The organism is Sphingomonas kyungheensis (assembly GCF_037120395.1).
GTDB classification, from domain to species: Bacteria; Pseudomonadota; Alphaproteobacteria; order Sphingomonadales; family Sphingomonadaceae; genus Sphingomonas; species Sphingomonas kyungheensis.
This window is the reverse complement of the sequence record NZ_JBBBDM010000025.1, coordinates 1-12,900: the sequence shown is the minus strand read 5'-3', so window position 1 is coordinate 12,900 and position 12,900 is coordinate 1. Positions and strand designations below refer to the sequence as shown.

The 12,900-nt window shown below is 66.4% G+C and carries 8 protein-coding genes; 3 read left to right on the top strand and 5 right to left on the bottom strand.

What is annotated here, in order from left to right; translation table 11 throughout:
• Positions 1-909 precede the first annotated feature (909 nt).
• Positions 910-3,483: a TonB-dependent receptor gene (locus V8201_RS18945; RefSeq protein ID WP_336546290.1), complete on the top strand. Its 2,574-nt coding sequence runs from the start codon at positions 910-912 to the stop codon at positions 3,481-3,483.
• A gap of 8 nt (positions 3,484-3,491) precedes the next feature.
• On the top strand, positions 3,492-4,724 hold the full coding sequence (locus V8201_RS18940) for a histidine-type phosphatase (RefSeq protein WP_336546289.1): 1,233 nt from the start codon (positions 3,492-3,494) through the stop codon (positions 4,722-4,724).
• A 206-nt stretch (positions 4,725-4,930) separates the two neighbouring features.
• On the opposite strand, the gene V8201_RS18935 is transcribed toward V8201_RS18940, so the two are convergent.
• From V8201_RS18935 to V8201_RS18915, 5 genes are all read right to left on the bottom strand, one after another.
• Entirely contained in the window at positions 4,931-6,442 is a 1,512-nt protein-coding gene (locus V8201_RS18935) for a tryptophan halogenase family protein (protein ID WP_336546288.1), read from the bottom strand.
• Positions 6,439-7,473, bottom strand: coding sequence for a cupin-like domain-containing protein (locus tag V8201_RS18930; protein WP_051583347.1), 1,035 nt, complete (start codon positions 7,471-7,473; stop codon positions 6,439-6,441). Before V8201_RS18930 ends, V8201_RS18935 begins: the two co-directional genes overlap by 4 nt.
• Positions 7,470-8,195 (bottom strand): SapC family protein, encoded by a 726-nt coding sequence (locus V8201_RS18925; protein ID WP_336546287.1) that lies wholly within the window; start codon positions 8,193-8,195, stop codon positions 7,470-7,472. Before V8201_RS18925 ends, V8201_RS18930 begins: the two co-directional genes overlap by 4 nt.
• 133 nt (positions 8,196-8,328) lie before the next feature.
• Positions 8,329-11,541, bottom strand: a complete 3,213-nt coding sequence (locus V8201_RS18920; RefSeq protein ID WP_271300920.1) for a TonB-dependent receptor — start codon at positions 11,539-11,541, stop codon at positions 8,329-8,331.
• Between the two features lie 182 nt (positions 11,542-11,723).
• On the bottom strand, positions 11,724-12,419 hold the full coding sequence (locus V8201_RS18915) for a DUF6445 family protein (RefSeq protein ID WP_037533549.1): 696 nt from the start codon (positions 12,417-12,419) through the stop codon (positions 11,724-11,726).
• 227 nt (positions 12,420-12,646) lie between these two features.
• On the opposite strand from V8201_RS18915, the gene V8201_RS18910 reads away from it, so the two are divergent.
• On the top strand, positions 12,647-12,900 hold a 254-nt coding region (locus tag V8201_RS18910), incomplete at its 3' end, for a LacI family DNA-binding transcriptional regulator (RefSeq protein ID WP_336546286.1).

Below are 12,900 nucleotides of genomic sequence, written 5' to 3'. Positions count from 1 at the left end.
AAAGCCCGCCCCCTTCAGACACCTCTCGGCCGGTGAACGTCCAGACCATAATCACAGGCGAGTTTTCGGACGGTCTGCATCCCAATCGGAACGGCGCGGGCCGTCTTGATAGCTGTTCCTCAACCAGGCACCCGGATTGTCGATTGCGCGACGAAGCCTGTATGATGTTCCGGATGGAAGAACGATCCGTCTCCATGACCAGCTTCGCCTACCGGACCTATAATCCTGTCCTTGTCGCTTCATTCCTCGATATACACCTTTAGATGATCGAGGTCGGTTTTTCCCAACTACCATGCCAATGGGAGGTAAGGTCGGGCGAGGATGGAGGTTTCTCCTTTCCAAGATCACATCGGCTACAGGCGCTATACTTGGCTCAAGTACCTCCTACTTGTACTTTAAGTACTCAAGCGGTTTAGGCAGATAGCCGGCTGCAACGGTGATCGGCAGCGCCTCGCCATAATCGTGACGATAGGGCAGAGCGTTTTCCGGGGTAAGGGTTGCGACTGTTCCGGATGTCATTCGTCAATTGACGACATGTCCGCAGCGTCGCGCGCGCGCTGACGATATGGTCCGATATCGGCAGCAGGTATTTCGATCATGCGTCGCCCCACTCTCACGCTGACGGAACGCCAGCGGGTCGGATCGCAGGGCGAAGCCGATACCGGCCCCTGATCGCGCACCTGATCCCACGGATAGATTTGGCAAAGGCATAAGACCGTTGTCGAACATCGGAGGCAGGCTGCCGAGCCGCTTTGCAACGCCGACCCCATGGGATCGGCCGTTGGTCCAGCCTGGGACGCCGAACACCTGACATAAAACCGTCACGGGTTTGTCGCCCAAGAGTCGTTTACAGCCACTAGGCGCCGCCCCGGCATGGCCGGGGGGAAGCAGGACGTGATCAGAATTTCGATGGCTGCGCTGGCGGCCGGGATCGCGGTGAGCGCGCTCTGCGTGACGACCGTCGACGCACAGACCGCGCCCGCCCCCGCGATGCCGGAGCGGGCGGATCTGGCGGAACCCGCCGATATCGTCGTGACGGGCACCCGCGCTGGCGAACGCAAGGCGATCGAGGAGAAGCGCAAGGCCGACAATTTCGTCGACGCGATCTACGCCAACGATGTCGGCAAGCTGCCCGACCAGAACGTCGCCGAGGCCGTGCGCCGCATTCCCGGCCTGTCGGTCGCCAACGATCAGGGCGAAGGCCGCTATGTCATCATCCGTGGTATCAACCCGGATCTGGTCAACGTCACGCTCAACGGCATGACGCTCCCGGCGCCCGAGCCCGAGGGTCGACAGGTCAAGCTCGATGACATTCCCTCGGCACTCATCAGCGCGGTGGTCGTCACCAAGTCGCTGACCGCGGATCAGGATGCCAATGCGATCGGCGGGTCGGTCGACATCCGCACGCTGTCGGCATTCGATCGCAACAAGGCCTATTTCGCCGATGCCCGTGCCGCCTATGGCTGGTCGAAGCTGAACGACGGGCATCCGTATGAGGGCGATATCCAGGTCGGCGGACTGTTCGGCCCGGACCGTCAGTTCGGTGCGGTCCTTTCGGTCAATTATTCGAAACGGCCGATCGAGTCCGAGAATTTCCAGGGTTCGACCAATTACCGTGTGCCTGTGGCGGCGAATGGCTTCGTCGTGCCCGATCAATATGGCCTGCGCGACTATAATTTGACGCGGACGCGCAAGGGGGCGGTGCTCAATCTCGACTGGCGGCCGAGCGATACGACCAAAGTCTTCCTGCGCGGTACCTATTCGGCGTTCGACGACAATGAGACGCGCGACCAGTTCATCATCGACAATGAATCCGCCTTCACCAACCAGACCGCGACGACCGGTACGTTCCGCGGCCGCGGCAGCGTGCGCGTGCGGCGACGCGAAGAGGCGGACAATACCAGGTCGGTGCAGGGCGGCGGTGAAATCGATCTCGGGCCGGGGCATGTGACGATCAGCGGCGGCTATGCGCGCGCGCAGAAGCGCGATCCTCTGCGCTCGGAATATAATTTTCGCACCGGCGGCACCGCGCTCACCGTCAATTACGACGTGTCCGGCACACCCTATGTCTTCGTGCCGGCCAATGCGGTGGCGCAGACCGCATACACCCTCAACAGCGTCAATTACGACCACCGGCTCGCGGTCGAGACGCTGGCGCAGGGGCGGATCGATTATTCGATCCCGCTGGCATGGGGCAGCGACGGGTCGTCGATCAAGATCGGCGCGAAATATCTCGACCGGCACAAGACCAACGATCGCGACTATGTCACCTATGGCCTGGCCGCGCGACGACCGTTCACGCTTGCCGACGTGTCCTATCTCGGTGACACGAGCTTCTACGGCAGCGACTATGCCTTCGGCCCGCGGATCGATTACGATCGCGGCCAGGCCTATCTTGCCGCCCATCCGGGCACGATCACCCTCAACACGGCGGGTTCGATCAATAACAGCCTTGCCAACGATTACGACGTCAGGGAGCGGATCGCCGCCGCCTATGCGATGGCGACGCTCAAGATCGAGAAGCTGACGCTCGTTCCCGGCATACGCATCGAGCAGACCCGCGATCGCAGCGCGGCAAAGCTCATCACCGCGAAATCGGCGCTCGATTCGGGGTTCAACAGCTTCGGTTCGAGACGGTATACGGACGTCTTCCCCGGTCTCAACGCCCGCTATGATGCGACCGACGACCTCGTCCTGCGCGGCGCGGTAACGACGTCGATCGGTCGCCCCAATTACGCCCAGCTCGCGCCGTTCGTCTCGGTCGACCAGACCACGAATCCCAATTCGGTGGCGCGCGGCAATCCGGACCTGAAGCCTTACAAAGCGCTCAATTTTGACGGCGCTTTGGAATATTATCTGCCGGGCCGGGGGCTGATCTCGCTCGGCGGCTTCTACAAGTCGCTCGACAACCCGATCTACGCCCAGTCCCTGCTCGGGCAGAGCGGCACGTTTGCCGGCCAGGCGCTGACCAACGCGACGGTATCGACCGCGCTCAACATCGACAAGGCGAAAGTCTACGGGGTGGAGGTCAATCTCCAGACCCGCTTCACGTTCCTGCCGTCGCCGCTCGACGGGTTCGGCGTCAGCGCCAATTACACCCGCATCTGGGGCAAGGGCGACGGCACGATCCTGGGCGCGGCGCCGCGGACCGGCGACATCCCGCTGTTCCTGCAATCGAAGCACGTCGGCACCGCCCAGATCTTCTACGAGAAATACGGCGTCGCGGTGCGGGCGGCCTTTTCCTATCGGTCGGCCTATCTCGACACGCTGGGATCCACCGCGGCGCTCGATCAATATACCGATGCCAATGGCCAGCTCGACGTCAACGCCAGCTATCAGGTGACGCCGGAATTGACGTTCTTCACGAGCGCGACGAACCTGACCGATGCGCCATGGCGCCGCTATATCGGCACGAAGGCGCAACTGGTCGAACGGGAACGCTATAGTGTTTCGTTCCGCTGGGGCGCGCAGCTCCACTTCTAGGATCCCCGATGCGATCGATCCTCCATATCGCCGCCGCGATCCTCCTGGCCTGGACCGGTTCGACCGTCGAGGCGCAGACCGGCCTGCGCGTCGACCGCGTCGTCATGCTGATGCGCCACGGCGTGCGCTCGCCGACCAAGGCGCCGCCGATGCCCGTGGGAACGGCGGCCGAGGCTTGGCCGGACTGGCCGGTCAAGCCGGGCTATCTCACGCCGCACGGGGCCGAAGCGCTGCGCCGTCTGGGTGAGGCGGATCGCGCGCGCTTCATCGCCGATGGCGTGATGCCGCGCACCGGCTGCGCGGCGCTGCACATCGTCGCCGACAGCGACCAGCGCACGATCGCGACCGCCGACGCCTGGGCCGCCGCAGTCGCCCCCGGCTGCGACGTCGACATCACGCATCGTCCGCAGGATGTCGCGGACCCGATCTTCTCGCCGATCGGCGAACGCGCGGTCGCCTTCGATGCCGAAACGGCGCGCCGGGCTGTCCTCGCGGATGCCGGACCCGACGGGATCGCCGGGGAGGAACGCCGCCTGCGCCCGGTACTGTCGCGGCTCGACATGATCCTGTGCGGACCGGCGCACGCCGGCTGCGGTGTCGCCGGTGAACCGTCCGCGCTCGCGCCGGTCAAGCCTGGCAGCAGGCCGAAACTCTCCGGCGCGCTCGACCGCGCCTCGACCGTCGCGCAAATCCTGCTGCTGGAATATGCCGAGGGCATGCCGATGCGCGATGTCGGTTGGGGCCGGGCGACGGCCGCCGACATCGCCCGGGCGTCCGAACTCCACGCGGTCGAATTCCGGCTGCTCGCGCGCCCGCGCTATGTTGCCGCCGCGAACATGGCCGGGATCGCCCCGCTGATCCGCGACGCGCTCCGCGATGGGCAGGCGGATGCGCCTGGGATCACGATGATCTCGGGACACGACACCAACGTGGCGAGCCTGGCCGGTCTGCTGGGCCTGTACTGGCAGGTCCCGGGGCTCGCCGCGGACGATCCGTCGCCGGGCGGCGCGATCGTGTTCGAGCGGTTGGTCGACGGATCGGGGCACCGCTATGTGCGTGCGGTCTACCGGTCCCAGACGCTCGATCAGATGCGCCTGCTCACCAGGTTCGACGGCGCGACACGGCCCTATCGCGCCGTGATACCGATAGCGACCTGCAACGCGCGCGGCGTCCGTGGCCTGTGCACGCTCGAGGCATTTGAAACCCTCATGACGGCAGGCGTCGCGGCTTCGGCACGATAGCGTGCCCGACGTGAGGATGGTTGCCCTCCACGGCGCACGGTGCCGGCGGTGCCGGCGGTATCCTTCTTTAAAAGCGTCGTCCCATGATTGCCGAGAAGGGAGGTGTTGGACATCGCAAGGCAATCGCCAATCCTGATGACGCGCCCTTCGCGCGCCCTTGCTTCACGGCAGCCATTCTCCCCGATCCGCAAGTATGTCCGCCCGAACTATCGGTGCGTCCTCAAAGTAGGAGGTCCCTTGCTGCTGAGATAGTCCTGCAGATACGTTTCGTGGGAGGGTAGGGCGTCGACCGATGCTGAGATACGCTGCCGGATACCCTGCAACACGGCGTTCAACTGGTTCGAAGGCATCAATCGCAGCAGCGGGTGATGGCTCGAGGCTGCGAGGCGCTGGCCTAGCATGACCTGCAACCACGAAGCGACGCGGAACAGGTCGTGATCGGCCTGATAGGCATTGGCGCTGTCCCGGAACAGGGCGATGCGCTCGGCAAGACTGTCGGGAATCGCCATCGTCCGCCGGTCGCGCCAGAACGGCTCGTCGCGGCCGGTGAGATGATAATGGAGGATGATGAAGTCGCGCACGCCCTCGATCTCCTCCGCCGCCTGGCCATTGAAGCGCGCGATCGCCGCCGCGCTCGGCCGGCCGGCCGGCAGCAACTGGAGGAAGCGGGTCAATGCGATCATGATCAGGTGGATGCTGGTCGATTCGAGCGGCTCGACGAAGCCGCTCGCCAGGCTGAGCGCGATGCAATTGTGCTGCCATGCCGCCTTGCGCCGGCCGGTGCGGAAGCGGATCAGCCGCGGCTCGATCAGCGTCCTGCCCTCGGCGGCCGCCAGCAGACGGGCGCGGGCGGCATCGTCGCTGAGATAGTCGGCGCAATAGACCAGCCCGGTGCCGACGCGATGCTGCAACGGGATCTTCCAGCGCCAGCCGGCATCGTGCGCGATCGCGCGCGTATAGGGCGGTGCCGGCCCGGTCGCCTCGGTCTGCATCGCCAGCGCGCGGTTGGTCGGCAGCCATTCGCCCCAGTCCTCGAACCCGACGCCGAGCGCCTCGCCGATCAGCAGCGCGCGGAAGCCGGTGCAATCGAAGAAGAGATCGCCCGGAACGGCGGTGCCGTCGGCGAGGATCAGCGTGGCGATGTCGCCGCTGTCGGCGTCGCGGACGACCCGGTCGATCCGGCCTTCGATCCGGCGCAGGCCGTTCGCCTCCGCCTTGCCGCGGAGGAAGTGCGCATAGCGACCTGCGTCGAAATGATAGGCATAATTGAGCGCGGGGGTGCCGCCGACGGCGAAGCGGTCGGCCGCGGCGGCCTCGTGTTCGTAGCAATAGGCGCCGAAGGGTTCGGCGATGCCGCGCGCCTGCGCCTCCAGCCAGAAATGGTGGAAATCGCTCATCCATGTCGACTGGCCGACGTCGCCGAAGGAATGGATGTAGCGATCGCCGTGGCGCGCCCAGTTCTCAAACGAGATGCCCAGTTTGAAACTGGCGCCGGTCGCCTCCATGAACTCGCGTTCGTCGACGCCGATCAGCGCATGGAAGGCGCGGACGGTCGGGATGGTCGATTCGCCGACGCCGACGGTGCCGATCTCGTCCGACTCGATCAGCGTGATCTCGGCGAACGGGCCGAGTTGACGGGTGAGGATCGCCGCCGCCAGCCAGCCGGCGGTGCCGCCGCCCGCGATGACGATGCGGCGCGGGGTCGCCGGCGCGGTCATCGGTTGATCCGCTGCAGCAGCTGCGCGCGCAGCAGCCGCGCCGTGCGCGCGTCGAGCGGGGCGAGCGCGCCCTGCGCCGGGGCGGGCAGGTGTGCCGCGGCGCGGCCGGCATCGCCAAAGACGTAATAGTCGAACATCGCCGCCCAGGACGCTTTCTCGGCCGGCGGCCGGTCGCGCAGGCTGAGCAGCGCGTGCAGGATCGTCGTCATCGGCGAGTCCATGAAGGCGGGCGACGCATTCCACCAATAATTGATCATGACGTTGAAGTCGGACAGCGCCTCGACGTGGTGCCACCACAGCGCGGGGTAAACGATCGCGTCCCCCGGCTCGAGCTCGGCGACACGGGCGTGCCGCTGCGCCTCGGCGAAGGCCGGGAAGCGATCGAGATCGGGCGCGCGGAAGTCGACCAGCGAGACGACCTGTCCGCCCGGCGTCGGTTCGAGCGGGCCGGGGTAGAGATTGGCGATCTGGTCCGGGGGGAAGAGCGTGAACCGGCGCCGGCCGACCGCGACGCAGGCGATGTTGTTCGACATGTCGTAATGCGCCGACGCGATGGTGCGCGTGCCGATCCAGATGCTGCGCAGCGCCTGGCCGAACACCGCCGCGTCGAGCGCGAGATCGTTGCCGGCCGCGGCGAGGCCCGGGAAGAACTGGCCGAGGTCGGTCGAGCCGACGTAGAAGGACGCGCCCGCCTCCGCCTCCACCCCGGCGAGCATGCGGCGCAGATAGGCGGCGAGATCGACACGCTCCGCGGCGAAGGCGAGGCGGGTAAGGCTGTCGTCGTAGAAATAGCGCCCGCCCGCCTCGGCCGGCGCGGTGTAGCCGACGCCCGGCTGACCGCTGTAGAAGGACAGCAGATAGTCCGCCGCGGCCGCGTCGCTTTGCCGCCCGGCGGTGACGATCGGCCAGTCGCGCACCAGCCCGCGCACGATCACCGGCTCGCCGTGCCGGACGAGCGCATCGGGATCGAACGGCGCGGCCGATGCCGCGACCTCGGCGACGCGCCGGTCGGTGATCGCGGCGGTGGTCATCGCGCCGCCCGCTGCGCCTTCAGCGCGATCAGCCGCTGGACGTTGCCGAGCGACGCCGCGGCGAGGATCGCGCCGGCGAGCAGGCCGTGCCGATGCAGCCGCTCCAGGGGCTCGCCGGAAAGGTCGGCGAGCGCCTGCCGATCGACGGTGAGGATGTCCGGCACCTCATAGGTCCGGCCGTCGTCGAGCGCGATCTGCAAGGTGATCGGGCGGAGCAGTCCCGCGTCGCGCCACGCGGCGCAGATCGCCGCGACCGTCTCCATGCCCTGATAGATCGTCCGCAGCACCTCGGTCATATGGTCGAGCAGCGGCGCGGTGCCGCCATGTTCCTTGAACAGCGGCAGGCCGTCCGCCGCGCCGACGCGCGGATCGTCGAGGTCGAGATGCACCATCGGACCGTCGTCGTCGCCCGCCTGCGTCGTGCCGACCGCGATCGAGAAGGGGCCGCGCCGCTGGAAGACCGGGACATAGTCGCTCGTCCAGCGATCCCCGGCGAGGAACAGATTCTCGTCGCGGTCGAGGCCGAGCAGCGCATAAGGCTGGATCGCACCGTCCTCCTCGCGGAAGATGATCGGGAAGGCGCGCTGCGCTTCCTCGAATTCGGACGGGAAGATCGGCGCTTGGTTGACGTCGTCGCCGAACGCCGCCCCGGCGCGGATCGCGACGCGCAGATCGGCATGATCGATGGTGTTGAGCAGCACGCGGTTCATCGCCGTCAGCATCTCTCTTTGTCTGTCTGTGATCCTGTCCCGGTCGCCGGCCTATCCTGCCGCGTCCGGGTCAGCAAGCGTCTTTCCGAAAAAAAGGGCCGCTCCGGAAGAGCGGCCCCAAGGGGAGGGGTAGATAAGACCAAGTCTAGAAGCGATAGCGCGCGCCCAGCAACAGTCGCGGCTTGTTCTCCTGCGCGAAGAAGGTCTGGTTCTCCGAGCGGCCGAAGCTGCGTACCGATTCACTCGTCAGGTTGATACCTTCCAGCGAGACGGCGATCTGTTGATTGATGTCCCAACTGACGTTGACATCGACGCTGCTGTACGGCGCGAAGAAGACCGGGTTGCGATCGGTGGTGCCGCCGCGGCCGATCTCGGACAGGAACTTGTCGCGCCAATTGTAGGTGAGGCGGGCCGACAGGCCGTTCTTGTCGTAGATCAGCGAGGCGTTGGCGGTGTCGGACAGGCCGAGCAGCGCGAACTGGTCCGCGGTCGGCGCCGCCAGCACGTCGATGCCGACGTTGCCGCGGACCAAAGTGTACGATGCCGCGACGCCGATCCCGGTCCGGCCGAAGAAATACTGGCCGGCGAATTCGGCGCCGTAGATTTCCGCGTCGCGGTTGTTGATCGGCGAGGCGATCGAGAAGATCGCCAGCGGATCGTTGGCATCCGGCGTGATGTCGACCGATCGCGACAGCTGGTCGAAATAGCCGCCGTTGACCGAGGTGCCCGAGCTGTTGGCGCGGATGTCGGCATCGGTCTGCGCGACGTTGCCGCCGTTCTGGACCAGCCGCGCCGTATAGCTGAACAGGTTGATGTCGGTCTTGTCGAGGCCGAGGCGGGTGAGCGCGGCGGCCGCCGTGCCCGACCGCGATCCCGCCGCCCCGGTGGTCGCGTCGCGCAGCCCGAACAGATTGCCGTTGGACAAGCCGGTGCCGACGAAGTTGCGCACCCGTTTGTCGAAGAAGCCCGCCGACAGGTAGCTCGACGACTTGAAATACCATTCCGCCGAGACGTCGAAATTGTCCGAGACGAGCGGGCGCAGATTGGGATTGCCGGTCGTTCCGTTCGGCTGGCCGCCGAACAGCGTCGCGCGGCTGCCGGCACCCGCGGTCGAGCTGACGAACTGGTCGCCGTAGGACGGCCGCGCGATCGTCTTGCTGAACGAGACGCGGGTGATGACGTTCTCGAACGGCGAGATCTGGAAATCGATCGCCGGCAGCAGATTGTCATAGCTGCCACGGCCGGTCAGCGGCGAGGCGACCGACGATCCCGGCACGTTGAAGTCGTTGTCCGACGTCCAGACGATCGCGGAGGGTCCGTTGACCAGCGAGAAGGCGCGCACCTTGGTGACCTCGTAGCGCGCGCCGACGACCAGCGTCGCGTCCGCGCCGGCGATCTGGCCCTTCCAGGTCAGCTGGCCATAGGCGGAGGCGATCTTCTCCTCGATGCGGTCGTCGTTCGCCGAGCCGGCGGTGACGGGATTGCCGCGCGCGGCATAGAGCGGCGAGAAGATGTTGTTCAGCGCCACCGCATTGCCACGGAAGGCGTTGAGGCCGGGGCCGGTGACGCCGGGCTTGAAGTGATCGAACTTGCAGACGAGGCAGAAGGTCTTGAGCAGACCGCCGGCCTGCGCCGCGACCTCGCCGGGATTGCTGATGCTCCAGTCGCCCAGCGTCTGGGTGGTCTGGGTGCGGGTCGAGCGCAGCTTCGAATCGATGTAGCTGCCGCCGAATTCGGCCTTGCTGCCGCCGCCGAGATCCCAGCCGAGGCCGATCTGCGCCTGGTTGATCGTCTGGATCTGCCGCGCCGAATTGGTGCGGGCGACCTGCGTGCCGAGATCGCCGGCATCGAGCTGGCCGTTGCAATTGCCGATCACCCGGCCCGGTCCGGCGCTGCTCGACAGCGCGTTGCAGTCGTTGATCGTCTCGCTGACCGAGGGGAAGCCGCGCGACCAGTCGATCGTCTGGCCGTTGACGACGTTCGCGCCCATCGAGAACAGCGTCGAGCTCGCGCCGTTCGACGCGTCCGGCAGCGCCTGCGACTTGGAATGCTGGATGTCGGCGACGAGCTTGAACTTGTCGGTGACGTCCCAGGCGGCGTTGAGGCCATATTCCTCGAGCTTGTCCTTGGTGGCGCGGAACTGCTGCTCGTAGCCGGTGTCCTTGGGATCGGGGACCGCCTGCGAGATGACCGTCGCGGTCGGCACCGGGCTGTTGTCGAAGGTGACGGTGCCGAACGGCCGGTTGAGCCAGTTGGTCTGATCCTGCCGCGCCTCGTTCTGCCGGTTCTGCGCCCACAGGACGTCGGCGGTCAGCAGCAGGTTGTCGACCGGGCGGAATTGCAGGACGCCCGAAGCGTTGATCCGCTCGCGGGTCGATTCGGAGAAATGGTAGCGGGCGTCGTTCGGGAAGGCGATCAGGCTGCCCGCGGCCGGGCGGTTGTTGATCACCGTATTGGCGCCGAAGATGTCGCCGGGATTGTCGATCGTGCGGATGTTCCAGGCGTTCGACGTCGAGCTGGCGGCGGCCGAATTGCGCTTCTGATAGCTGCCGAACAGCGCGACACCGAAGGTATCGCTATCATTTTTCCAGTTCAAAAGGCCCGACACTTCCGGCGTGACCTTGGCCAGGCCGTCTTCGTCCTTGGCGATGCTGGTGTCGTAGGACGCCTTGGCACCGATCGAGCCGGACAGGCCCGACTGGCGGGAATCGAGCGGCTTGCGGGTGATGACGTTGATCGTCGCGCCGATGCCGCCGGTCGGGATCGCGGCGCGCCCGGTCTTGTAGACCTCGAGCGTGCTGACGCCTTCCGACGCGAGATTGCCGAAGTCGAACGAACGGCCGGTCGCGGTCGCGAAATCGACGCTCTGGTCGCCGCCGACGCCTTGCAGATTGGTCGCGGGCAGCTGCCGGCCGTTGAGCGTCACCAGGTTGAAGCCGCCGCCGAAGCCGCGCGCGGTCACCTCGGCGCCCTCGCCGTTGACCCGGTTGATCGACACGCCGCTGACCCGCTGGAGCGATTCGGCGAGGTTGGTGTCCGGGAACTTGCCGATATCCTCGGCCGAGATCGCGTCGACGATGCCGTTCGAGTTGCGCTTGATGTCGATCGCGCGGTTGAGCGAGGCGCGGATGCCGGTGACGACGATGTCTTCGCTCGATCCTTCCGCGGTGGCGGTGGTGGCGCCGTCCTGCGCGGCGCGCGGCGCGTCTTCGGAACCCGGCTGCGCATTGGTGGCAGGCGCGTTGCTGTCGTCACCGCCGCCGACGACCTGCGCCGCGGCGGGCGTCGCGAGACACAATGCGATCGCGCCGACCGATGTCGTGCAGACGAGCGCCCTCAATGGCGAAAATCCCCTCATGCTTCCTCCCCTTACGGTCAAGCAGCCGCCTGTCGTCGGTGGCCCTCGCTTGCCTCGGCGCCAAGACCTACTGTCCTGTCCTACGTTGTCAATGGCAATAAAAGTATACGGATCATCGGTTCTTGCTGTCGCTTTATTATGTGCGACAAAACAACATTCGATGAAATCGATTGCCGTGCAGGCTAGGCGGGGGTCAGAGTCAAAAAGATGTTGGCGGTAAGCCGGCCGCGGCGGGGATCGGCGGTCAGTTGCGCGGGAGAGGGGACCGTCCCCGAATGGAGGATGCAGCTGCGATAGACGATCATCCGGTTGAACGCCGCGTCGACCTGCGCCGTCCGTTCGAACCACGGCGCGCCATCGTCGACATAGCCGTCCGGCGCGGCCTCAGGCGCGCGGGCGGCGCGATAGGCGGCGAGCCGTGACTCGTCGAGCCGTTCGAACCCGGTCGCTTTGTGGCGGTAGAAAGCGGTGCCGCCGGCGCGGGCGTCGCACAGATAATGGAGGATGGCGAATTGCGCCGGGTCGACCGAATCGACATGCGGCGCGCGCTGCGGCGGGGCAAGGGCGTCCGGCGCCAGCGTCACCAGAGAGAATGCGCCCTGCGCGCGGCTCGGACGCACCGCCCCCAGCCCGAACGCCTCGCCGATCGGGCCGACCAATACGTTGACGACGGACTGGATATAGGCGTTGGGCAGCGCAACGCGCAGCCCGGGATAGCCGCCGGCCGGACCATAGGCCGGGGTGAAGCGACTCGCCGCGGCGACGTCGACCAGCTCGGCCGGATCGGCGAGCAGCCCGGCGGCCGTGAGCAGCGGCGCGCGCTCCGTCCCGATCTCCGTCGCGGTCAGTCGGGCGTCGCCGGCGATGGCAAAGGCCATGGCGCGGCTCATGCGATGGCGGTGTGGCGGATCACGGGCTTATGCCGGGCCGCGTTCGGCGTCCGCGGTCAGTCCGCTGCCAGGCACGCCGCGACGATCCATCCAGTCCCCCCTCATGCCGCTCTCCCGACGGCAGAGACACTTCGATACAAATTGTCTAACGTTGTCAATTGCCTTTACGGTGCAACCAGAGTGGACCGATGCGATGGTGATCCGTACACCGGGGGATGGTCCAGGCTCCGCATCGCACCACGATCGTCGACGTCGCCCGCCACGCCGGCGTGTCGACCAAGACCGTCTCGCGCGTGCTCAACGGCCAGCCGCACGTCACGGAGGATATCATCCGCCGGGTCAGGGAGGCCGCCGCGGCGGTCAATTACCATCCCAACATGCTCGCGCGCGCACTGGTCCAGCGCCGCTCGCACCTGATCGGGCTGGTCTATGAAAACCCCTCGCCCAGCTATGTCGTCGACCTGCAGAA

Coding starts and splice junctions, on each gene's coding strand:
- V8201_RS18945 (WP_336546290.1), top strand. CDS start 910: ATGGCTGCGCTGGCGGCCGGGATCGCGGTGAGCGCGCTCTGCGTGACG.
- V8201_RS18940 (WP_336546289.1), top strand. CDS start 3,492: ATGCGATCGATCCTCCATATCGCCGCCGCGATCCTCCTGGCCTGGACC.
- V8201_RS18935 (WP_336546288.1), bottom strand. CDS start 6,442: ATGACCGCGCCGGCGACCCCGCGCCGCATCGTCATCGCGGGCGGCGGC.
- V8201_RS18930 (WP_051583347.1), bottom strand. CDS start 7,473: ATGACCACCGCCGCGATCACCGACCGGCGCGTCGCCGAGGTCGCGGCA.
- V8201_RS18925 (WP_336546287.1), bottom strand. CDS start 8,195: ATGCTGACGGCGATGAACCGCGTGCTGCTCAACACCATCGATCATGCC.
- V8201_RS18920 (WP_271300920.1), bottom strand. CDS start 11,541: ATGAGGGGATTTTCGCCATTGAGGGCGCTCGTCTGCACGACATCGGTC.
- V8201_RS18915 (WP_037533549.1), bottom strand. CDS start 12,419: ATGGCCTTTGCCATCGCCGGCGACGCCCGACTGACCGCGACGGAGATC.